Origin of the sequence: Streptomyces coryli, from assembly GCF_011044975.1 — a bacterium.
Classification (GTDB): domain Bacteria; phylum Actinomycetota; class Actinomycetes; order Streptomycetales; family Streptomycetaceae; genus Streptomyces; species Streptomyces coryli.
Genome location: NZ_JAAKZV010000034.1, coordinates 12451 through 34492, shown reverse-complemented (window position 1 = coordinate 34492; position 22042 = coordinate 12451). Strand labels below are relative to the sequence as shown.

Annotated in this window: 18 protein-coding genes; 7 read left to right on the top strand and 11 right to left on the bottom strand. The window is 71.2% G+C overall.

Translation table 11 applies throughout. The features are described 5' to 3' along the window. Positions 1-227 precede the first annotated feature (227 nt). The 5 genes from G5C51_RS11020 to G5C51_RS11000 form a co-directional block, all read right to left on the bottom strand. Positions 228-986 (bottom strand): succinate dehydrogenase iron-sulfur subunit, encoded by a 759-nt coding sequence (locus tag G5C51_RS11020; RefSeq protein ID WP_165235722.1) that lies wholly within the window; start codon positions 984-986, stop codon positions 228-230. Continuing rightward, entirely contained in the window at positions 986-2740 is a 1755-nt protein-coding gene (sdhA, locus tag G5C51_RS11015; RefSeq protein ID WP_165235720.1) for a succinate dehydrogenase flavoprotein subunit, read from the bottom strand. The genes G5C51_RS11020 and sdhA overlap by 1 nt, the downstream gene beginning before the upstream one ends. A 25-nt stretch (positions 2741-2765) precedes the next feature. Continuing rightward, positions 2766-3233, bottom strand: a complete 468-nt coding sequence (locus G5C51_RS11010) for a succinate dehydrogenase hydrophobic membrane anchor subunit (RefSeq protein ID WP_165235718.1) — start codon at positions 3231-3233, stop codon at positions 2766-2768. Positions 3234-3241: 8 nt separating this feature from the next. Further along, positions 3242-3646 (bottom strand): succinate dehydrogenase, cytochrome b556 subunit, encoded by a 405-nt coding sequence (gene sdhC, locus G5C51_RS11005; protein ID WP_165235783.1) that lies wholly within the window; start codon positions 3644-3646, stop codon positions 3242-3244. A 146-nt stretch (positions 3647-3792) separates the two neighbouring features. Then, positions 3793-4281 (bottom strand): 2-oxo-4-hydroxy-4-carboxy-5-ureidoimidazoline decarboxylase, encoded by a 489-nt coding sequence (locus G5C51_RS11000; RefSeq protein WP_165235780.1) that lies wholly within the window; start codon positions 4279-4281, stop codon positions 3793-3795. Between the two features lie 214 nt (positions 4282-4495). On the opposite strand from G5C51_RS11000, the gene G5C51_RS10995 reads away from it, so the two are divergent. Further along, the gene (locus G5C51_RS10995) at positions 4496-6193 is read left to right on the top strand and encodes a beta-N-acetylhexosaminidase (RefSeq protein ID WP_165235716.1); all 1698 of its coding nucleotides are present in this window, start codon (positions 4496-4498) and stop codon (positions 6191-6193) included. A 3-nt stretch (positions 6194-6196) separates the two neighbouring features. Here the strand turns inward: G5C51_RS10995 and G5C51_RS10990 are convergent, their stop codons facing one another. From G5C51_RS10990 to G5C51_RS10980, 3 genes are all read right to left on the bottom strand, one after another. Continuing rightward, complete coding sequence (locus G5C51_RS10990; protein WP_165235714.1) at positions 6197-6916, bottom strand: hypothetical protein; 720 nt, start codon at positions 6914-6916, stop codon at positions 6197-6199. A 104-nt stretch (positions 6917-7020) separates the two neighbouring features. Further along, the gene (locus G5C51_RS10985; RefSeq protein WP_338118095.1) at positions 7021-9507 is read right to left on the bottom strand and encodes an FG-GAP-like repeat-containing protein; all 2487 of its coding nucleotides are present in this window, start codon (positions 9505-9507) and stop codon (positions 7021-7023) included. 129 nt (positions 9508-9636) lie between these two features. Next, on the bottom strand, positions 9637-11079 hold the full coding sequence (locus tag G5C51_RS10980) for an FG-GAP-like repeat-containing protein (RefSeq protein WP_165235711.1): 1443 nt from the start codon (positions 11077-11079) through the stop codon (positions 9637-9639). 325 nt (positions 11080-11404) lie between these two features. On the opposite strand from G5C51_RS10980, the gene G5C51_RS10975 reads away from it, so the two are divergent. The 3 genes from G5C51_RS10975 (at position 11405) to G5C51_RS10965 (ending at position 13798) form a co-directional block, all read left to right on the top strand. Beyond that, complete coding sequence (locus tag G5C51_RS10975) at positions 11405-12058, top strand: RNA polymerase sigma factor (RefSeq protein WP_338118094.1); 654 nt, start codon at positions 11405-11407, stop codon at positions 12056-12058. Then, complete coding sequence (locus G5C51_RS10970) at positions 12058-13083, top strand: hypothetical protein (RefSeq protein WP_165235708.1); 1026 nt, start codon at positions 12058-12060, stop codon at positions 13081-13083. Before G5C51_RS10975 ends, G5C51_RS10970 begins: the two co-directional genes overlap by 1 nt. A gap of 136 nt (positions 13084-13219) precedes the next feature. Then, the gene (locus G5C51_RS10965) at positions 13220-13798 is read left to right on the top strand and encodes a sigma-70 family RNA polymerase sigma factor (RefSeq protein ID WP_165235705.1); all 579 of its coding nucleotides are present in this window, start codon (positions 13220-13222) and stop codon (positions 13796-13798) included. 166 nt (positions 13799-13964) lie between these two features. Here the strand turns inward: G5C51_RS10965 and G5C51_RS10960 are convergent, their stop codons facing one another. Beyond that, complete coding sequence (locus G5C51_RS10960; RefSeq protein ID WP_420824798.1) at positions 13965-14822, bottom strand: L,D-transpeptidase family protein; 858 nt, start codon at positions 14820-14822, stop codon at positions 13965-13967. Positions 14823-15048: 226 nt separating this feature from the next. On the opposite strand from G5C51_RS10960, the gene G5C51_RS10955 reads away from it, so the two are divergent. Then, positions 15049-16629, top strand: coding sequence for an acyl-CoA mutase large subunit family protein (locus G5C51_RS10955; protein ID WP_165235702.1), 1581 nt, complete (start codon positions 15049-15051; stop codon positions 16627-16629). Positions 16630-16741: 112 nt separating this feature from the next. Here the strand turns inward: G5C51_RS10955 and G5C51_RS10950 are convergent, their stop codons facing one another. Continuing rightward, positions 16742-18097, bottom strand: coding sequence for a polysialyltransferase family glycosyltransferase (locus G5C51_RS10950; protein WP_165235699.1), 1356 nt, complete (start codon positions 18095-18097; stop codon positions 16742-16744). Continuing rightward, positions 18094-19074 carry a glycosyltransferase gene (locus G5C51_RS10945; protein ID WP_165235695.1) on the bottom strand — a complete coding sequence of 327 codons (981 nt, stop codon included), beginning with the start codon at positions 19072-19074 and terminating at the stop codon, positions 18094-18096. Before G5C51_RS10945 ends, G5C51_RS10950 begins: the two co-directional genes overlap by 4 nt. Positions 19075-19318: 244 nt before the next feature. On the opposite strand from G5C51_RS10945, the gene G5C51_RS10940 reads away from it, so the two are divergent. Next, complete coding sequence (locus tag G5C51_RS10940; RefSeq protein ID WP_165235768.1) at positions 19319-20617, top strand: DUF6716 putative glycosyltransferase; 1299 nt, start codon at positions 19319-19321, stop codon at positions 20615-20617. A 47-nt stretch (positions 20618-20664) separates the two neighbouring features. After that, on the top strand, positions 20665-22026 hold the full coding sequence (locus G5C51_RS10935) for an acylneuraminate cytidylyltransferase (protein ID WP_165235692.1): 1362 nt from the start codon (positions 20665-20667) through the stop codon (positions 22024-22026). Positions 22027-22042 lie beyond the last annotated feature (16 nt).

Genomic DNA, 22042 nt, shown 5'->3' with positions numbered 1-22042 from the left:
GTGAAGAACGGATGGTCCCCCGGTCTCGGCAACGGCTCGGTGCAGACAGCACACCGTGCGCGCCTGACACGAAACACAGAGCATCTGCCGATTCCCCCCACTTTTCGCCCCGACAATCCGAATGGCCGGGCGATTTCGGGAACGCTACCGCAAACGCACGAGAGCCCCGCCTCCCCAGTACGGGGAAGCGGGGCCCTGGTGGAAAAACGCCGGAGCCGGCCGCGAGGTCAGAAGCGCCGGGTGATCAGCGCCCGCTTGACCTCCTGGATCGCCTTCGTGACCTCGATGCCGCGCGGGCAGGCGTCGGTGCAGTTGAAGGTCGTACGGCAGCGCCACACGCCGTCGCGGTCGTTGAGGATCTCCAGCCGCTGCTCACCCGCCTCGTCGCGCGAGTCGAAGATGAAGCGGTGGGCGTTGACGATCGCCGCCGGGCCGAAGTACTGGCCGTCGTTCCAGAAGACCGGGCACGAGGACGTGCAGGCCGCGCACAGGATGCACTTCGTCGTGTCGTCGAAGCGCTCCCGGTCCGCCGCCGACTGCAGCCGCTCACGCGTCGGCTCATTGCCGCTCGTGATCAGGAACGGCATCACATCGCGGTACGCCTGGAAGAACGGGTCCATGTCGACGACCAGGTCCTTCAGGACCGTAAGCCCCTTGATCGGCTCGACCGAGATCGGCTTCTCCGGGCTGAGGTCCTTGATCAGCGTCTTGCACGCCAGCCGGTTGCGGCCGTTGATGCGCATCGCGTCCGAACCGCAGATCCCGTGGGCGCAGGAGCGGCGGAAGGTCAGGGTGCCGTCCACATCCCACTTGATCTTGTGGAGGGCGTCGAGGACGCGCTCCTTCGGGTCGATCTCGATCGTGAAGTCTTCCCAGACCGCCTCGGCCGCGATCTCCGGGTTGAAGCGGCGGATCCGGAAGGTGGCCGTGATGTACGGCGAGGCGGCGGACTCCGCCTCGACCTTGTCCATCGTCGGAGTGCTCATCAGTACTTACGCTCCATCGGCTGGTAGCGGGTCGTGACGACCGGCTTGTAGTCCAGGCGGATCGACTCGCTGCCGTCGGACTCGGTCTCGCGGTACGCCATGGTGTGGCGCATGAAGTTGACGTCGTCGCGGTTCGGGTAGTCCTCGCGGTAGTGACCGCCGCGGGACTCCTTGCGGGCCAGCGCCGAGACCGCCATGACCTCGGCCAGGTCGAGCAGGTTGCCCAGCTCGATGGCCTCCAGCAGGTCGGTGTTGAAGCGCTTGCCCTTGTCCTGCACCGAGACGTTCTTGTAGCGGGCGCGCAGCTCGCCGATCTTCTCGACGGCCGTCTTGATGGTCTGCTCCGTACGGAAGACCATCACGTTGGCGTCCATGCACTCCTGCAGCTCGCGCCGGATGTCCGACACCCGCTCGTCGCCGGTGGCGTCGCGCAGCCGCTCCACCTCGGTGGCGACGAACTCGGCCGGGTTCTCCGGCAGCTCGACGAAGTCGGCCTTCGAGGCGTAGTCCGCGGCGGCGATGCCGGCCCGGCGGCCGAAGACGTTGATGTCGAGGAGCGAGTTGGTGCCGAGGCGGTTGGCGCCGTGCACCGACACACACGCGACCTCGCCGGCGGCGTAGAGGCCCGGCACGACGGTGGTGTTGTCGGCGAGCACCTCACCCTCGACGTTCGTCGGGATGCCGCCCATCGCGTAGTGCGCGGTCGGCTGGATCGGGATCGGGTCGGTGTACGGCTCGATGCCCAGGTACGTACGCGCGAACTCGGTGATGTCCGGGAGCTTCGCGTCCAGCTGCTCCGGCGGCAGGTGGGTCAGGTCCAGGTAGACGTGGTCGCCCTCCGGGCCACACCCACGCCCCTCCCGGATCTCCGTGTAGATGGACCGGGAGACCACGTCGCGCGAGGCCAGGTCCTTCATCACCGGCGCGTACTTCTCCATGAAGCGCTCGCCGTCCTTGTTACGGAGGATGCCGCCCTCACCGCGGGCGCCCTCCGTCAGCAGGATGCCCATCCGCCAGATGCCGGTCGGGTGGAACTGGAAGAACTCCATGTCCTCCAGCGGAATCCCGCGCCGGAAGCAGGACGCCTGGCCGTCACCGGTCAGCGTGTGGGCGTTCGACGTCACCTTGAAGAACTTGCCGGTGCCGCCGGACGCGTAGACGACCGCCTTCGCCTGGAAGACGTGGATCTCGCCGGTGGCCAGCTCGTACGCGACGACGCCCGCCGACCGCTTGACCCCGTCGACCTCGGTGATCAGCTGGTCGAGGACGTAGAACTCGTTGAAGAACTCCACGCCCTCCTTCACGCAGTTCTGGTACAGGGTCTGGAGGATCATGTGGCCCGTGCGGTCCGCGGCATAGCAGGACCGGCGCACCGGGGCCTCGCCGTGGTTACGGGAGTGGCCGCCGAAGCGGCGCTGGTCGATCCGGCCCTCGGGGGTGCGGTTGAACGGCAGGCCCATCTTCTCGAGGTCCAGGACCGAGTCGATGGCCTCCTTCGCCAGGATCTCGGCGGCGTCCTGGTCGACCAGGTAGTCGCCGCCCTTGATCGTGTCGAAGGTGTGCCACTCCCAGTTGTCCTCCTCGACGTTCGCGAGGGCGGCGGCCATGCCGCCCTGGGCGGCGCCGGTGTGGGAGCGGGTCGGATAGAGCTTGGTGAGCACCGCGGTGCGGCTGCGCTTCGTCGACTCGATGGCCGCGCGCATGCCCGCGCCGCCGGCGCCGACGATCACGGTGTCGTACTTGTGGATCTGCATGGGAGTCTCGAACCTCGGTCCCGGGTCAGCGAATGTTCGGGTCGAAGGTGAAGATCACCAGCGTGCCCAGGAGAACGGTGAAGATCGTGGCCGCGTAGAGCAGCATCTTCAGCCAGAAGCGGGTGTTGTCCCGCTCGGCGTAGTCGTTGATGACCGTGCGCAGGCCGTTGGCGCCGTGCAGCATCGCCAGCCACAGCATGATCAGGTCCCAGGCCTGCCAGAACGGGGAGGCCCAGCGGCCGGCGACGAAGGCGAAGGACACCTTCGAGACGCCGCCGTCCAGGACCAGCTGGATCAGCAGGTGGCCGATGACCAGGACGACCAGGACGATGCCGGACAGGCGCATGAAGAGCCAGCCGTACATCTCGAAGTTGCCGCGGGTGGCCTTCGGGGTCTTCGCGGTACGGGCCCGGGGGGCCTCGATGACCGGGGCCGGGTTCTCCGGGGAGATCTCCGAGGAGGAACCCGTCAGCTTGATGTCAGAGGTGGTCATGGCTCAGCTCAGCTCCCGAACAGCTCGCGGAAAGCGTGCCCGAGGACGGGGTACAGCGCCCCGGCCATCAGCACGACCCAGATGCCGACGACGGTCCACAGCATCTGCTTCTGCAGGCGCGGACCCTTCGACCAGAAGTCGACGGCGATGACGCGCAGGCCGTTGAGCGCGTGGAAGAGGACGGCGGCTACGAGGCCGTACTCAAGCAGGGCCACGATGGGCGTCTTGTAGGTCGCCACGACATCGTCGTACGCCTCGGGGGAGACGCGGACGAGGGCGGTGTCGAGGACGTGGACGAACAAGAAGAAGAAGATGAGGACGCCGGTGACGCGATGCGCCACCCAGGACCACATGCCTTCGCGGCCGCGATACAGCGTTCCAGCCGGCACGGATTTCCTCCGGTAACGGGACAGGGGCTTTGCCGGCGATGAGGGTGTCGGTCGTCAGCCCGGCCGGGTACGGTCCACCGGCCACGGGCCATCGTATCGACGGGGTGTCGGCTAACCCGTCAGGGGGTGCCGAGTGTGATTGATCAGGCACGTCTGGCCTACGGAATGTCTCAGCTTGAGGGGATCAAGCGGTCCGAATCCGTCGTCACCAAGCGCCGTAACCGCGCCCGCGCCAGTCGCCGCAGCTCCTCCTTCGCCACCGCCCGCTCCTCTTCCGGCTCGTTCGCCAGGCGCGTGCGGATGCCCGCCAGCACCTGGTCGAGACGCTCGTCCGCCGCGAAGCCGTCCAGGCACAGCACGAAGGCGTGGCCGAAGCGGCTCTCGTACGCGGCGTGGGCCGCGCGCAGCGCCGTCCGCGACGACGGGCGCACCGCCGCCGCCGCGGGCAGCGGCGCCGGCTCGCTGATCAGCGCCTCCGCCAGATCCCCGGGCGTCAGGTCGTAGCTCGCCTCATCGGCGGCGGCGAGCAGCGCGGACACGTCGGGGTACGGGCGGTGCTCGATGATCCGCCGCGCCCAGCGGTGGCTGGCACAGCAGGCGGCGAGCGCGGCCTCCGCGGCTGCGGGGGTGGCCGTGTTGAGGGTGGCGAGGCCGTCCAGGGTCGGCTCCTTAAGGCGTCCTGCGAGGGCTGGGCGAGACGGGTTTCACAAAGGGGTTACGAGACGGGCAGCGGTGCGCCACCGTAGTGCCGGAATCGAACCTTCCGGCCGCGGAGCCGAAGAACTTCACCCGGATGTGGAGGTTTAAGGGCGCGGGGTGGACGGGCGCTCAGGCTCCCGGGGCCCTACCCTCGCCCCCGGAGGTGTGGACCGTATGCGGCATTCGAGGAACTGGCGGCAGACGAGGCTCGGCCGAGCCCTGCCCGGCGCTGCCCTGCTGCGCGACCACCGGCCGTACGTGACCTGGCTTGCCGTCGCGCTCTTCCTCACCGTCGCCGCCGTGGCCTACGCGGTGGAGGCGGGCGATCCGGGGCGGAAGTCCCCGGCCAAGGCCGTGCCCACCGCCCCGGACGCGACCGGCACCGGCGAAGCGCAGGACGGGGCGGACAGCGGCGCGCCGGGGGCCGGCGTCTCGACGCCGCCGGCGACGAAGCCGGTGCGGGCGCCGCGGACCGTCCCCGCGGTCCGTAACTTCGACGCCGGCGGCGGGCCCGCCTGGCGCCCCGGCCCCGGTACCAGGGTGGTGGCCCCGGGCGCCGGATCGCTCGCGGACGAGTCCCGGCGGCTGGCCGGCGAGCTGAAGGTGCATCGCTCCGATGGCCCAGCGCGTACCGGCGACGTCGAGCTGAGGCTGCGGCCCGACCAGGGCGGCGGCCCGGAGGCGTACCGGATCACGAACAAGGACGGCCGCGTCACCATCACCGCGCCCGACGACGCCGGCGTCTTCTACGGCACCCGCACCCTGCTCCAGGCGCTGCGCGGCGGCGCGCTGCCGCCGGGCACCATCGACGACGCCCCGGACCGCGCCCAGCGCGGCCTGAACCTCGACATCGCGCGCAAGCACTTCACCGCCGACTGGATCGAGGCGCGGCTGCACGAGATGGCCGACCTCAAGCTCAACCAGCTCGGGCTGCACTTCTCCGACGACCAGGCGTTCCGGGTGGAGAGCGACAAGCACCCGGAGATCGTGTCGAAGGAGCACCTCACCAAGGACGAGGTGCGGCATCTGGTGAAGACGGCGGCGTCGCTGCACATCACCGTGGTGCCGGAGATCGACTCGCCGGGGCATCTCGGGGCGGTGCTGGACGCGCATCCCGATCTGCAGCTGAAGAACGTGAGCGGGGTGCCGGTGCGCGGCGCGATCGACATCGCGAATCCGCGGTCGGCGAAGCTGGTGGACGAGCTGCTGACGGAGTTCGAGCCGCTGTTCCCCGGCCCGTACTGGCATCTCGGCGGCGACGAATACCGCGCGCTGATGGCGACCGACCCGGAGGCGACCTACCCGGCGCTGGCGGCGAAGGCGAAGGCCGAATACGGGCCGAAGGCGAAGGTCGCGGACCTCACGGCCGGGTGGCTGAACGACCGGGCCGACCTGCTGAAGAAGGACGGCAAGAAGCTCAAGGCCTGGAACGACGGCTTCACCGAGGGCGGCCAGGTGGCCACGCCGAAGGACCGCGAGGTCGAGTACTGGACCGGCAAGGAGATCAACGCCCGCGAGCCGCTCCCGTACCTGGAGGAGGGCCGCAAGGTGGTCAACCTCAACGACGAATACCTCTACTACGTCCTCGGCGAGCCCAACGACTTCACGTACCCGACGGGGAAGCGCATCTATGAGGAGTGGACCCCGGCGGTGCTCCGCGGCAGCAAGCCGGTCCCGGCGCGGTACTCGGACCAGATCCTCGGCGCACGCTTCGCGGTGTGGTGCGACCTCGCGGACACGCAGACGACGACGCAGGTGGCGAAGGGCATCCAGATGCCACTGGCGGCGATGTCCCAGAAGGTGTGGGACCCGCGGAAGCCGTCCGCCTCGTGGGCGGACTTCAAGGAGCTGGCGGAGCGGGTGCGGCCGTAGGCGTCACTCGGTGGTGCTCGCGAGGGCCTTCTCGAGTTTCTTGTTCTGGGCCTCCACCAGGCCCGGTGACGGGGACTTGCCCTGGCTGCCGGCGGGGTGGTTGTAGATGACGACGGCGTGGCCGATGCGGACCACGGTCTTGGACAGGTCGATGCGGAATGACTCGACGGAGCCCGAGAGGTTGAAGGCGATCGCCTCCTCGCCGGCCTGCGGGGCGGGCAGCGTCTTCACCTGCTTGATCTTCACCTTGGGGCCGACGCCGTAACCGCCGGCGCACTCGGCGACCGCCTTCTTCAGGCCGGTCATCATCTGCCGTGCGCCGTCCCCGCGGTACGACTCGATCCGCACGCTGTTGACCTGCTTCTCGACGCTCACGTTGACGCCGGCGAAGGCCACGGGGCGCGGCTCCTTGCGCAGGCTGTACAGCGAACTGGCCTCCAGCGCACGGCACCCGGCGGGCTCGGTCCGCGGCGTCGACTCGTCCTTGAGCAGCATCTTGTCGATCGGCCGGTACTCGAAGCCCTTCAGCCCGTCCGCCTTCGACAGCAGCGCCGCCTTCACCTGCCCCTTGTCGAGCACCGCCTCGGACGCGGGGACCTTCTTCGCGGCGGGCTTGTCCTCCGCGCCGCCCTTGCCGGTATCCGTAACCGCATCGCCTTCGCATCCGGCAGCGGCGAGCACGGCGGCGGTGACGGCGATGGCGGCGATGGCCGATTTGCGCATGAGGTCCCCCGGTTGGCTTGGTAACAGGCGCCCCATGAGACCACAGGCGCCCCGGCACGGTGAGTGCCGGGGCGCCTGCGTTCTGCCGTTGTTCTGCCGTCGTTCTACGGGGCCAGCATCGCCCCCACCCGGGTCCCGGCCGCCGTGCCCAGCTCCGTGCGGCCGTAGTAGACGCCCGCCGGGGACACGCCGCTGCTGCCGCTGTCGAGTTGGAGGATGGTGCCGTCGTACGCGTTCTCGCCCTCGGCGCCGATGGCCAGGTCGGTGCGGGCCCAGCCGGAGAAGTCCGTCAGGGTCGCCGCCGAGCCGACGCGGTCGTCCGTTTCCGTGGAGCCGGGGACGCCCGAGGTGTCCTGGCTGAACGCCTGCGAGCCGGAGCCGGTCAGGCCGCCGGAGGCGCCACGGAGGAGGATCGAGGCGCCCGCGTTGGAGCGGTTGCCGGAGCGGGTGATGTCCTCGCCGGGGGTGCCCGTGAGGACGTCCGCGTAGCCGTCGAGGTTCACGTCGCCGACCGCGACCGAGGCGCCCATGGCGTCGCCGGACTCGGCGGTGCCGGGGACGCTCGCGCTGGCCTGGTGGAGGACGGTACGGGAGGTGCCGAGGCCCGCGGCCGAGCCGTAGACCGCGGTGACCTGGCCGCCCGCGTAGGCGCCGGATTCGGCCGTGTACGGCTGGCCGATGGCCAGGTCCGCGTAGCCGTCGCCGTTGATGTCGCCCGCCGCCACCGAGCGGCCGCCCGGGGTGGTCAGCGTGCCTACGTGGTCGAGGCCGTGAGCAGTGCCCTTCAGCCAGATGACCCGGCCCTTGCCGTTCGTATCGCGGTAGTTGACCGCCACGTCGGCGTAGCCATCGCGGTTGAAATCGCCGCTGGTGGCGTCCGCGTGATCGACGGCGCCGTCGATCAGGCTCCGACCTTGGATGCCGTTGCCGACATCGGGGCCGCCGATGACGGTGGCAGCCATGCCGGAGCCGGCGGCCAGGGAGAAGAAGTCGTCGTAGCCGTCGCCGTTGTAGTCGCCGGCCGTCAAGGCCGTGCCCCACCGGCCGCCGGCGAGCATCTCCTCGGGGATCTGGGTGAAGCCGGCGCCGGAGTTGAAGTCGGGCCCGTAGAGCAGGGTGACGGCGCCCGTGTCCGTGCGCGTTCCGTCGTCCTCGCCCGGCGCGCCGACGATCAGGTCGGCGCGGCCGTCGCCGTTGACGTCCCCCCACGTCGGTGCCGTGCCCCAGGCGTCGCCCGCCTCAGAGGCGCCGGGGACACCGGACGAAGCCTGCGTCAGCTTCTTACGGGATCCCGCCACCGGCCCGTCCGCGCCGCCCGGCACCACTGCCACCGCGCCGGTGCCGTCCCGCGGGACGCCCGCGAGCAGGTCGCCGCGGCCGTCGCGGTTGTAGTCGCTGGTGGCCAGAGCGTGGCCCGCGCCCGGGGCGCCGGCCAGCGAGCGGATCAGGCCGACCTTGCCCTTGAGGTTGGTGCCGGGGCACGCCGTCTTGAAGGTGTCCAGGTGCCGGAAGATCCGCGGCAGCGTGACCGACTGGCCCTTCTGGTACAGCGAGTCGACGTGGTCGGCGCCCGAGACCAGCGTCGCCGACGACTCCGGGTCGTGCCCGAACTGCCCGAGCTTCCAGGCAGCGATCCGCGCGATCGCGTCCTGCACCGCCCGCGACGGCTTCGCCGTCGTCGTGTCGCCGAGGTACGCGATGCCGACCGTCCCGGTGTTGAAGCCGACGTCGTGGGCGCCGACCACCGGCTGGGTGATGCCGCCGCCGCGGCCCTCGTAGATCCGGCCGCACTTGTCGACCAGGAAGTTGTAGCCGATGTCGTTCCAGCCCTGGTTCAGGTGCGCCTGCTGGACGGCGCGCAGCTGCGCAGGGGCGCCGGCACAGGTGTAGCTGTTGGTGGTCGCGGTGTGGTGCACGACGACCGCGTCGACCGTGGTGCCGTACGACGGCGGGCACTCGAGGTTCTGATTGGCGCCCCAGGCGGCCCGGTCGATGACCGGCGGCGCCGCCACGGGGGAGCCGGGCGCCGGGTCGAGCGGCGAGGTGGGCGGGTTGCAGTCCGCCGCGCCGGCCGCCTCCGTAGAGGCCTTGGTGCCCGGGTCGATGAGCTCAAGGGTCATGCCCGCAGGCAGCGCATCCGCGGTGCTGCCGTCGTCGCGTACGAACCGGGCCTCGACGCCGTCGGACGCGCCGGTCCAGGTGAGGTCGGTGCTGCCGCGCAGCCCGGCCTCGGCCGCCTCGCGGCCCTCGGCCCCGGCTTCCGCTTCCTCGCCCAGCGAGCGCCACCCGGACCACTCGCCGCTGCCGGCGTCCCGGGTGCGGATCTGGGCGGTGCCGGGGAGTGCGGCGTCCGAGCGCTGCCAGGTGAGGCTGACCGAGCTGAACGGCGCGGTGTCCCGCTTGGCCACGGTGCCCGCGTCGCTGAGCGCGACGCTCTGGGTGTCCGCGGGCCGCTCCGCCCGCGGGGCACCGGCGTCGTCCGCGTCGCCCGCCGCGTACGCCGTGACGCCGGCGCCGCTCGCCAGGGCTGCCGCCAAGGCGAGCCACACCAGTCTTCGGGACGCCGGTCTCCTGCGCCTGGTCCTGCTCACACATGCTCCTCGCTGAGGGAATCGCGCGCAGGGGCGGGGGGTCGCGCAGAGATCCAGACCAGCGAGGAGCGGTCAGGGTTGTACGAACTCGGTCAGAAAATGGCGCGGCCGAAGAAACCGGCCCGAGAACTACGGCGCCAGCACATCCCCGAGCCGCGCCCCGGCCGGCGTGCCCAGCTGGCTCACGCCGTAATAGACCGCCCCCGGCAGCGAGACGCCCGCCGTGGTCGCGTCGAGCTGCAGCACCGTGCCGTTGCCCGCGTCCTCGCCGCCGACGCCGACCGCGAGGTCCGCGCGCCCGTCCGCGGCGAAGTCGGCCAGCGTCGCGCCGGAGCCGAGCTGGTCGCCGGCCTCCGCCGCGCCTGACACGCCCTCCGCGTCCTGGTGCACGGAGAGGCCGCCGGAGCCGGTGAGCCCGGACGTGCTGCCGCGCAGCAGCAAGGCCGTGCCCGCGTCCGCGTAGTCGGCGGTGTCGCGGGTGAGGTCCTCGCCGGGCGAGCCGGCCAGGATGTCGTCCCGCCCGTCCGCATTGACGTCGCCGATGCCGAGCGAGGCGCCGAGCGCGTCGCCCGCCTCCGCGGTGCCCGGCACCCCGGACGACTCCTGGTTGAGCGTCGTACGGGAGCTGCCGAGGCCGTTCGCCGAGCCGTAGACCGCGGTCACCTGGCCGCCGCTGTGCGCGCCGGACTCGGCGGTGTACGGCTGGCCGACGACGAGATCCGCGTACGAGTCCCCGTTCACATCGCCGGACGCCACCGAGCGGCCGCCCTGCGCCGACACCGCGTAGGTGCCGTCGAGCCCGGCCGCCGTGCCCTTGAAGAGCGCCAGCTTCGCCGCGTCCGTCGATTCGTCGCGGTAGTTCAGCACCACGTCGTCGTAGCCGTCCCGGTTGAAGTCCCCGGCCGCGGCGTCCGCGTACCGGATCTCGCCCGCCGCCACGTCGCCGGCCTGCTCGTCGCCGGAAGCGCTGTCGCGGACCCACCAGAGGCCGTTGGCCTCGCGGCCCTCGCCCGCCGCGAAGACGTCGTCGCGGCCGTCGCCGTTGAAGTCCCCGGCGGCCACCGCGGAGCCGAAGCGGGCGCCGGTGCCCTGGTGGCTGTCGCCGATGGTGTGCCAGGTCCCGGAGGAGAGCCCGGGGCCGGTGAGTACGGTCACGCCGCCGCGGTCGGTGACCACACTGTTCTCGCCGGGCGCCCCGACGATCAGGTCGGCGGTGCCGTCGCCGTTCACATCGCCCCACGCGGTGGCGGCGCCGAAGAGGTCGTTGGCCTCGGATGCTCCCGGCACCCCGGGGCTGTCCTGGGTGAGTGTCTTACGGGCCCCGGCCGCAGGGCCGCCCGCGGCGCCCGGCACCACGGTCACCGTGCCGGCGTTGGCGAGCCCGTTCGCCGCCGCGGTCGCCGTCCCGGCGACGAGATCGGCCCGCCCGTCCCCGTTGAAGTCGTCGGTACGGTCCGCCGCCGCGCGTATCCCGCTCCCGGGCGGAGCGGCCGCCGCGGCCGTCAGACCCAGCACACCCATGCCGCTGCCCAGCACAAGCGCGCCCATCGCTATCCAGCTCGTCGTTCTCACGTAGCCTCCGGCCCGTCGGTGTCCGTAAAAACGCAAAGGACGGCCGGAGCCGCTACCCCCCACAGGAGCAACTCCGGCCGTCGTATCGCCCGGGCCTGGCAGAACCGGGCCCGTATCCTTCTCAGCGTCGGCGGCCCCGGATTTGTCACCAGACCTTCACAGCGGGTCCCGGCGCGAGCAAAGCAGGGGCCTCGAAGAGGGCCCCTGGACGTGGCACCTGCGATGCCCGTAGCGTGCCTACGCCGCACCCGACCGGTGCGGTGCATTACACGCAGCACCGGCTTCGGACAGGGGGCCGGGCCTGGGGGTACGGAAGCTGACCGCAGTGCACACAGATGACGCAGCGCTGACCGCCGCGGTGCACGCAGCGCAGGACGGGGACGAGACGGCGTTCCGCGCCGTCTACCGCGCCGTGCATCCCCGGCTGCTCGGCTACGTCCGTACTCTCGTCGGCGACGCCGACGCCGAGGACATAGCCTCCGAGACCTGGCTGCAGATAACCCGCGACCTCGGCAGCTTCCGCGGCGACGCCGACCGGTTCCGCGGCTGGAGCGCGCGCATCGCCCGCAATCGCGCCGTCGATCATGTCCGGATGCGCGCCCGCCGCCCCGCCCCCGGCGGCGATGAGACCGAACTCACGGAGTGGGCCGCCGCCTCGGACACCGCCTCCGAGGCGATGACCGCGCAGGACACCCGCCGCACCCTCGAATTCATCTCCCAGCTGCCCCGCGAACAGGCCGAGGTGGTGGTGCTGCGGGTGGTGATGGGCCTGGACGTGAAAAGGACCGCTGAGCTGCTGGGCAAGCGCCCCGGCGCGGTCCGTACCGCCGCCCATCGGGGCCTGAAGCAGCTGGCCGAAACGCTGTCCGCGGCAGAGGCCGAAGAAGCGGGCCCAGGCCGCGGTGTTTCCCGCGAAATGCCGGACGGCGTTTCCGGCGGTGTGACAGAAAACGCGGCTCGGACGCTTAAGGGAATGTGATGGCGGACTACCCGAACCATGGCGCCGAGCCCGCCGACGACGATCGTTTCGGCTGGCTCGACGAGGAAGCCGCGGAGCAACTGCTCCGCGGTGGCCCCGTCGTGCCCGGCCACTGGAACGCCCCCGACTCGCCCCGCGGCCGCGCCGAGGCCGAGCGCCTCGCGGCCTTCCTGCAGACGGCGTCGCGGGCCGGCGAACAGCGCACCGGCGGCGACGGCTCGCTGCCCGGCGAGGAGGCGGCGCTCGCCGCGTTCCGCGCCTCCCGCTCGGGGACGGCGACCGTCTCCCGCACCGGCGGCCGCTCCCGGCACGCGGAGAGCGGCGCCTCGCGTTTCCGGCCGCGCCCCGTGCGGGCACTCGCGGCGGTGGCGCTGACGCTGTGCACGGCGGGCGGCGTCGCGGTGGCCACGGGCGGCGTGGCCTCGCTGACCTCGCCCTTCACCCCTTCGCCGACGGCCAGCTCCACCCCGACCGGCGAACACTCCGACTCCTCCGGCTCCGGGCAGAGCTCCGAGCAGCCCTCCGGCGGCGCTTCCGGCCGGGCTGACGGCGCCGCCCCGCAGGGCGAGGACTCCGACAAGGATTCCGCGCCGCCCTCCCACGACGGCTCATCCCCTGCCCCCACGCAGGGAAGCACGAGCGGCGGCGCTACGGACCCGGGCCAGGGCGGCCCCGGCGGCGGTCCCGGAAACGGCTCCGACCCGTCCCAGTCCGAGGCGCTCGACAAGTTGTGCCACGCCTATCTGAACGCCCAGGCGGGCCAGGGCGACGAGCCGGACCGCCGGGCGATGCGCGACCTGAAGAAGGCCGCGGGCAGCGAAAAGGCGATCACGGAATTCTGCGAGAAGCGGGTCGGGTCGACCGGCGGTACGAACCCGTCGGGCCCGCCCGTAACGACCCCGCCCTCGGGTTCGGAAGAGAGCTCAGAACCCTCCACCGGCGGCCCCACGGATTCCGGCTACGCCCCCACCGCGTCGACCTCGCCGACATCCCAGGAATCGCCGGAGTCGGGCTCGGGCGCGTAACCGCCCTTCCACTCAACACCGCGCATTGTCGCGGCGCTTCACCCTCCCCCACGTCCAAGCGGTAATCCGCGCGCATTTCGCGCGCCACGCGGGCACGGCGTGCAGTGCCGCTTTCGGCGATAGGGAACCCGCGGTTGTGGACGCTCACCTGGATGACCGGCTGGCCGCTGCCGTGCGGCGCGCACAGTGCGGCGACGACGGCGCCTTCGACGTCCTCTACCGGGAGCTGAACCCGGTCCTGCTCGGCTACTTGCGCGGCATGGTCGGCGAGGACGCCGAGGACGTCGCCTCCGAGGCCTGGCTGGTGATCGCCCGCGATCTGCACGTCTTCAGCGGGGACGGCGACGGCTTCCGCGGCTGGGCCGTCACCGTCGCCCGCCGCCGCGCGCTGGACGCGCTGCGCAGCCGCAAGCGCCGGCCGCTGGAGACGTACGGCGACCCGGAGCTGCTGCTCGACCTGCCCGACCGCGCCGATACGGCGGAGCTGGCGCTGGAGTCCCTCGGCACCCGCACCGCCATCGAGCTGATCGCCGAACTGCCGCCGGTGGAGGCGGAGGCGGTGCTGCTGCGCGCCGTCGCGGGCCTGGACGCGGCCACGGCGGCGGCGATCCTGGGCAAGAGCGCGGGGGCGGTGCGCACGGCCGCGTACCGCGGGCTGAAGCGCCTGGGGGAGCAGCTGACGCCGCGGGAAGCCGGGGAACCGGCGAGGAAGTGAAGCGGCGCGGGCGGAGTTGGGGGAACGCACTCCGCCCGCGCCTTCAAGCGCGGAGCCTCAGGTACGGGGGGAACCTGGCTCCGCTATTGCCGATGACCAGTCGGCACATTTCTTACAGCGTCACGCCCTTCAAAAACGTCACACCCCCGTCGCGCGGCCCGTCACCTCACCGGTACACGACCACCTGGTCACCCAACTTGACCTGCGAAAACACCGACGCGAGCTTGCCCTCGTCGCGGACGTTCACGCAGCCGTGCGACGCCCCCGCGTACCCCCGGGCGGCGAAGTCGGACGAGTAGTGGACCGCCTGCCCGCCGCTGAAGAACATCGCGTACGGCATCGGCGTGTGGTAGATCGTCGACGTCCAGTGACGGCTCTTCTGGAAGACGCTGAAGGTCCCCTCGCGGGTCGGCGTGTACTGCGAGCCGAAGCGGACGTCCATCGCCGTGACCACCTTGCCGTCGACCATCCACCGCAGGGTGTCGCTGGTCTTGCTGATGCACAGCACCCGGCCCTTGAGGCAGCGCGGGTCCGGCTTGTCGAGCTTGTTGGTGGTAGGCGGGTAGAGCGCGTCGCGGTCCGGCTGCTTGGTCATGGCGGTCAGCCGGGCCCAGGTGACCGTGTCCGTACGCCCCGTCCGGTCGAGGCCGCGCTTGCCCTGGAAGGAGCTGACGGCGGACGCGGTCATGGTGCCGTAATAGCCGGTGGGGGAGCGGTCGAAGTGGCCGATGGCGCGGAGCCTGGCCTGCAGCTCGCGCACCTGCTTGCTCTTGGATCCGGTGCTCATCAGCACCTTCGGCTTGGGCTTGGGCTTGGTGGACTCCGAGGGCTTCTCGCTGGCCTTGCCCTTGCTCTTGGATGGCGACGGCTTCTTGCTCTCCGGCTTCTCCGGAGCCACTGATGACGACTGCTTGCCGCTCGGCTCCTGCGACGCCCCTGCCGTGCCCGTGCACCCGGCGGCCGCGCCTCCCAACAGCACGGCCGCCGCAGCAAGCCCGGCGGCACCACGCGCAGCCCGCGATATCCGGTGTATCACTGTTCCCCCGTTTTCTTACCTTGTTCCTGTCAGCAGGTTTCCCTCCCCTGCCGGGCGTCGAACCTAACCTCGCAACCAGCTGTGAGGAAGGTCCCAGCGTGCTGACCTCCTCCCATGGCACTCCGTGCCGCTACAGTCCGTGTCGGGTGCGAGCCTGCCTGCAAGCGCTGCCGATGACGCAACGACGCGATGACGAAGCGGAGGCCCTGGAGCCATGGCACGACAGTCGGAGTCCGGTCTGCCGATCGAGCCGGTGTACGGCCCGGACGCCCTTGGCGACTGGGACGCCGAGAGCAAGCTGGGGGTTCCCGGCGAGTATCCGTTCACCCGCGGCGTGTACCCGACGATGTACACCGGGCGCCCGTGGACGATGCGCCAGTACGCGGGCTTCGGCACCGCCACGGAGTCGAACCAGCGCTACCAGCAGCTGATCGCCAACGGCACGATGGGCCTCTCGGTCGCCTTCGACCTGCCCACGCAGATGGGCCACGACAGCGACGCCCCGCTCGCGCACGGCGAGGTCGGCAAGGTCGGCGTCGCGATCGACTCGATCGACGACATGCGGGTGCTCTTCGGCGGCATCCCGCTCGACAAGGTCTCGACGTCGATGACGATCAACGCCCCCGCGTCGATCCTGCTGCTCCTCTACCAACTGGTCGCGGAGGAGCAGGGGGTGCCGGCCGACAAGCTCACCGGCACCATCCAGAACGACGTGCTGAAGGAGTACATCGCGCGGGGCACGTACATCTTCCCGCCGAAGCCCTCGCTCCGTCTGATCGCGGACATCTTCAAGTACTGCAAGGCCGAGATCCCCAAGTGGAACACGATCTCGATCTCCGGCTATCACATGGCCGAGGCCGGCGCGACGCCCGCGCAGGAGATCGCCTTCACCCTGGCCGACGGCATCGAGTACGTCCGCACGGCGGTGGCCGCGGGCATGGACGTCGACGACTTCGCCCCCCGCCTCTCCTTCTTCTTCGTCTCCCGTACGACGATCCTGGAGGAGGTCGCCAAGTTCCGCGCGGCGCGCAGGATCTGGGCGAAGGTGATGCGCGACGAGTTCGGCGCCAAGAACCCCAAGTCGCTGATGCTCCGCTTCCACACCCAGACCGCGGGCGTCCAGCTGACCGCCCAGCAGCCCGAGGTGAACCTGGTCCGGGTCGCGGTCCAGGGCCTGGCGGCGGTGCTCGGCGGCACCCAGTCCCTGCACACGAACTCCTTCGACGAGGCCATCGCCCTCCCGACGGACAAGGCCGCCCGGCTGGCGCTGCGCACCCAGCAGGTCATCGCCTACGAGTCGGACGTGACGGCGACGGTCGACCCCTTCGCGGGCTCGTACGTGATCGAGTCGATGACGGACGACGTCGAGCAGGCGGCTCTGGACCTGATGGCGCGGGTCGAGGAGCGGGGCGGCGCGGTCGCCGCGATCGAGCAGGGCTTCCAGAAGAACGAGATCGAGCGCAGCGCGTACGCGATCGCCCAGGAGACGGACGCGGGCGAGCGGGTCGTGGTCGGCGTCAACCGCTTCCAGCTGGACGAGGAAGACCCGTACGAACCGCTCCGTGTCGACCCGGCCATCGAGGCCCAGCAGGTGGAACGCCTGGCGAAGCTGCGGGCGGAGCGCGACCAGGGCGTGGTGGACCACGCCCTGGCGGAACTGAAGAAGGCGGCGTCGGGCACGGACAACGTGCTGTACCCGATGAAGGAAGCGCTGCGCGCGCGAGCGACGGTGGGCGAGGTGTCGAACGCGCTGCGCGAGGTGTGGGGCCAGTACACGCCGTCGGACGTCTTCTGAGCACTGAAACGACGAACGGGCTTGATATCGGCGTGAGCTGACGCCATATCAAGCCCGTCCGGCGCTTGAGGACGAGCGCCGCCAGGCGCGATCCGCGCGCAGCGCGGCTCTCTCAGCCCAAGGCGGCCCGCTGCAAGCGCCGCGCCGACCGCGCAAGCCTCCGCACCGTCGGATTCCGCGGAAGGAACGCCAGCTGCTGCGGCACCGCCCCCGGCAACCCCAGCGCCGTAAGCCGCCGCCGCTTGAAGTACCGCCACGTCCGCGCCGACAGATTCCCGGCGAGCCATCGCTCCGCCACCGGCCGCAGCTCCGGATAGATCTTCGACTGCATCGCAAAACCCACCGTGTTGACCAGCCCGGTCAGCTCCTTGCGGGTACGCGCCTCGGACGGGAACGTCCACGACTTCACCGCCGCCGCGTCCTCCAGACTCGGCAGCATCGCGTCCACCAGCGTCACCGGAATCCGGTTGCTGTTCTGATACGGCGTGATCCGCTCCAGCAGCGCCTTCGTCCCGTACCGCGCCACCGGCAGCCCGTACATCCGCGACGCCGTCATCAGAGCAGTCGAGAAGCAGCCGACAACCAACGCCGGCTTCAGCCGCTGATACAGCACCTCGGCGAGCACCGGCTCAGCCAGCACCGTCAGCTCCGCGCCCGCGGCCTTCGCCTCCCGCTCCAGCGTGTGCCCCCAGCTCGCCGGCGCCGACGGATGCGGCTTAAAAGCGATATGCCGATGTCCCAGCGCGACGGCGCCCCGCACCATCCGCGCGTGCATCTCGGCCTCTTCCTCGGCCGTCAGGATCTCCAGCGCCGAAAGGTACTGCCCGAGGATCAGCACCGGCGGCTCCGGGAACGTAGCCTTCGTAGGCGCCACCGCGGCCTCGATCTCCCGCAGTATCTCCGCCATCGCGTCCCCGGGCACGACCTCCGGCTGCGCCCCGAACTCCGACAGCAGCATCGGCGTCAGCCCGGGCACCAGGTCCAGGTACAGCAGCCGCCGCACCCGCGACCCGATCATGGGGTCGATCTTGTTACGGGTCGGCCCGTAGCTCATCAGCCCGTCCGCGTACACGTGCATCGGCCGGTCCGAGAAGATCGTCGCCAGCGCCGCCGCCGGCGGCACCTGCAGCGACTCGCAGACCACCTCGATGTCGGCGTCGCCCAGGTTCCACTCCTGCCGCAGCGCCCGCTCCCACAGCTGCGCGTCCTGGTCGCGCGGGGTCCAGCCCGAGGGGTGGAAGGGCCGAATGAAGTCATTCCACGAATGGACCGCGTCGTAGTCCGGGCGCATCGACTCAAAGCCGGGCATCTGGTCCAGCGAGGGGCTCAGTTCCGGCGTAGTCGTCGTATTGCTGATGACCAGGATCCGCCGGTGCTGATCCCGCGGCCCGAACAACCCGGCCCGCACGGCGGCAGTAGCGGTGGCCAGCGCGTACTGCGTAGAGGCGACGAAGAGCTGCGTGGTCACGACGCCACCCCCAGCGCCACGGGGTGCGTGCGGCGCACCCGGCGCAGCCGGGCCGCGCGCTTGTCGCCGAGGGCGTCGAGGGTCTCCGCGAGGAGGCGCTGCGGCATGCGCCGCATGGCCGCCGCACTCAGCGTCCGCAATTTCCGTGCCACTGCCGGTTCGAACCTTTCGATTGAATCGAGATGATGTGCCATCACCGCGCAATATGTGCGCACTGCCTTCGGCAGCAGCCGGTCCGCGTCCCGGTCCTTGGCGGTTTCTTCGAGCACCTGGTCGAAGGCGCGGATGAAGTCGAGTTGCCGCACATCGCCGATCTGCGTCAGTGAAGAGGACACCCCGCGGCGGTAGAACACCCCGGCCAGGCTGCTGACCGCGAAGGATTCCGCTTCCCGGTGCAGCCGCCAGATCCACGGCCGGTCCTCGGCCGTACGCAGCCCGTCCTTGAAGCGCAGTACGCCGGAATCCGCGAGCCGCCGGTGGTAGATGCCGGCCCAGGCGTACGCGTAATCCACGGAGGTGGAGCGGTCGGCGGGCAGGATCGCGTCGCGCGGCTTCATCACGATGTCGCGCAGGCCGTGCGGAACGCGGCCGACCGTGCGCTTCTTCCCGGTGAACTGGACATGGTCGGTACGGACGAAGTCGCAGTTCAGCCCCTCGATGGCGGCCGTCAGCCGGCCGTAGTACCCGGGCGCGACCCAGTCGTCTCCGTCGAGGAACGTGAGATATTCACCGGTTGCGGCGTCGATGCCCGTATTGCGGGCCGTCGCCAGGCCGCCGTTGCGCTCGTGCCGTACGAATACGGCCCCGGGCAGCTCGCGGGTGGCCTGCTCCAGGATCTCGGGTGTCGCGTCCCTGGAGCAGTCGTCGACGAGAATGAATTCGAAGTCCTCCCGAGCATTTGCGCGAAGGCTCCGAAGAGTGTCCGGCGCATACGACTGGACGTTGTAGAACGGCACGATGACGGAGAGCTTAACCACGGAGGCGACTTTAGAAGGCCATGCGGCTTCGCTTCTGACATTCCCCGGAAGCAAAGGTGAACGGAGTGCGTCGGAGTGGTTAACCCGCTTGCCGGCCGGGCCGATTCGCCTCGCGGCGGGGTGTTGTTAACCCGTTGTTGTAGTTGAGTTGGGCCGGGCACCGGAATGCCTTTCTAGCGTTCAGCACGTGCTCACCGATTCGGACCAGCAGCTCAGCGCGGATCCCCGTGATCTCCGCGTGGCTGTGATCGCAGATTCCGACACCCGCTGGAAATGGGGCGCGGCGACGGCTCGCCGTATAGCTCCTGGCGGGTCCCTCGGCGGGTATCTGCTGCGTGGCCGGGCCACGCCGACGGTGCGTCAGCTCGACGAGGTCGGCCTGCGCGCCGACTTCCTGCGCGAGGTCACCGGGCCCGAGTTCGTCCGCGAGGCCGGGCGGGACCGTTACGACGCCGTCGTCCTCGCCTGCGTCGGCGGCGCCGTGCAGGCGCTGCTGCACGGCCTCAAGTACTCGTGGGGGGAGGCCGAGAGCCGCCCCGCGCTCGTCACCGGCTATGTCGGTGTCGTCTACGAGAAGCTCGCCGACGGCCTGGTGCTGCGGCACGGTGCCGATGTGGTGCTGGCCAACAGCCGCCACGACGCGGAACGTTTCCGCGCGGTCTACGAGGGCCTCGGCGCCGCATCAGGGGCCGTCACCGAGTGCGCGCTGCCGTTCCTCGGCGGCGCCCCGTACCAGCCGGCCGAGGACCGCCCGTACACGGTCGTCTTCGCCGTCCAGCCTTCCGTGCCCGACACCCGCGGCGACCGGCTGCACCTGCTGGGGCGTGCCGCCGAGCACGCCCGCAGACACCCGGACCGCGAGGTCCTCATCAAGCTCAGATCCCGCCCGGGGGAGCACACCACGCACATCGAGGAGCTGCCGTACCAGCGTCTCGCCGCCAAGCTCCCCGGCGGCCTGCCCGCCAACTGCCGCCTCGCGTACGGCCATATGGGCGAGGTCCTCGACCGGACCGACCTGCTGGTCACGGTCAGCTCCACGGCCGCGCTCGAGGCGCTGCACCGCGGCATCCCGACCGCGATCCTCACCGACCTGGGCGTCCGCGAGGTGCTCGGCAACCACCACTTCCTCGGCTCCGGCCTGCTGGCTTCCTGGGACGACCTGGACGCGGGCCGGGTGCCCGAGCCCGACAAGGAGTGGGTGCGCGGCCAGGGCGTCACCCCGGGCGCCACGGACGCGGAGTACGAGCGCGCCTTCGACGCCGCCCGCGACCGGGTCGCCGAACTCGCCGCCCGCGACTCGCTGCCGCCGCTCGCCCCGTACTACACCCCGTCCAGCGCCCCCGGCTATGTGCCGAAGCTGCTCGCCCGCTACGGCTTCGGCCCCGACGGCGCGCCGCTGCCCGGCGCCTTCGCCGCCCCCGCCGAGAGCGAGTCCGCGCTCCGCCGCGCCAGTCGTGACCTGGTCCGCAAGGCCGCGCGCGGTGCGTACCGCGGCGGCGTCCAGCGGGTGGCCCCGCTGATCCGCCGCATGGGGGCGCTGTGAACCGCAGGCACCTTTCGCCACCCCCCACCCCGAACGAGGAGACCCCGATGACTCCAGCACCAGCTCCGCCGACCGTCCTCGCCGTCATCCCCGCCCGCGGCGGCTCCAAGGGCGTGCCGGGCAAGAACCTCGCCGAGGTCGGCGGCGTCCCGCTGGTGGCCCGCGCGGTGGGCGCCTGCCGGGACGCGGAGCTGGTCACCGACGTGGTGGTCTCCACCGACGACCCGGCCATCGCCGCGGCGGCCCGGGACGCGGGCGCCCAGGTGGTGCAGCGGCCGCCGGCCATCGCGGGCGACACGGCCACCAGCGAGGCGGCGGTGCTGCACGCGATGGACGCCTTCGAGGCGCTCACCGGCAAGGAGACCGACATCGTGGTCTTCGCGCAGTGCACCAGCCCGTTCCTGACGTCGGAGGACGTCGACGGCGTGGCCGGGGCGATCCTCGCCGACGGCGCCGACACCGCGCTGACGGTGGCGCCCTTCCACGGCTTCGTCTGGCGCGACGAGGCGGACGAGCCTTCCCCACTCTCCGAGCGGGGATACCCCATGGCCCAGGCCCGTACCACCGAGGCGGTGCGCAAGGCCGCGCAGGAAGCCGCGCAGGACGGCGGCACCGCGACCACCACCGTCACCGAGGCCCCCGCCTCCGGCTACGGCGTCAACCACGACAAGTCGCACCGCCCGCGCCGCCAGGACCGGCCGCAGGACCTGCTGGAGACCGGCGCGGCGTACGGGATGCGGGCCGCGGGCTTCCGCGACCACAAGCACCGCTTCTTCGGCCGTACGGCCCCGGTGCGCACCGACCCCGCCCGGGTGCTGGAGATCGACGACCCGCACGATCTCGCCCGCGCCCAGGCCCTGGCGCCCCTCCTCGACCGCCGCCACGACTCCGCCGCGCTGCCGCGGTGGGACGACATCGACGCGGTGGTCCTCGATTTCGACGGCACCCAGACCGACGACCGGGTGCTGGTCGATCAGGACGGCCACGAATTCGTGTCCGTCCACCGCGGTGACGGGCTCGGCATCGCCGCTCTGCGCAAGGCGGAGCTGCGGCTGCTGATCCTGTCCACCGAGCAGAACCCGGTCGTCGCGGCACGGGCCCGCAAGCTGCAGATCCCCGTGCTGCACGGCATCGACCGCAAGGACGAAGCGCTCAAGCAGTGGTGCGAGGAGCACGAGATCGCACCCGAGCGCGTGCTGTACGTCGGCAACGACGTGAACGACCTGCCGTGCTTCGGCCTCGTCGGCTGGCCGGTCGCGGTCGCCGGCGCCCATGCCGTCGTCCGCGGCGCCGCCCGCGCCGTCACCACGACCCCGGGGGGCAGCGGCGCGATCCGCGAGATCGCGTCCTGGCTGCTCGGCCCGTCCCTGGCCGGTCCGGCGACTGTCCCCCACAGCACCACCCACTGAACAAAGGAACTTCACT

Excerpts from the sequence above, each read along its gene's own strand:
- G5C51_RS11020 (WP_165235722.1), bottom strand. The coding sequence starts at position 986 with ATGAGCACTCCGACGATGGACAAGGTCGAGGCGGAGTCCGCCGCCTCG.
- sdhA (WP_165235720.1), bottom strand. The coding sequence starts at position 2,740 with ATGCAGATCCACAAGTACGACACCGTGATCGTCGGCGCCGGCGGCGCG.
- G5C51_RS11010 (WP_165235718.1), bottom strand. The coding sequence starts at position 3,233 with ATGACCACCTCTGACATCAAGCTGACGGGTTCCTCCTCGGAGATCTCC.
- G5C51_RS10995 (WP_165235716.1), top strand. The coding sequence starts at position 4,496 with ATGCGGCATTCGAGGAACTGGCGGCAGACGAGGCTCGGCCGAGCCCTG.
- G5C51_RS10990 (WP_165235714.1), bottom strand. The coding sequence starts at position 6,916 with ATGCGCAAATCGGCCATCGCCGCCATCGCCGTCACCGCCGCCGTGCTC.
- G5C51_RS10970 (WP_165235708.1), top strand. The coding sequence starts at position 12,058 with ATGGCGGACTACCCGAACCATGGCGCCGAGCCCGCCGACGACGATCGT.
- G5C51_RS10955 (WP_165235702.1), top strand. The coding sequence starts at position 15,049 with ATGGCACGACAGTCGGAGTCCGGTCTGCCGATCGAGCCGGTGTACGGC.
- G5C51_RS10935 (WP_165235692.1), top strand. The coding sequence starts at position 20,665 with ATGACTCCAGCACCAGCTCCGCCGACCGTCCTCGCCGTCATCCCCGCC.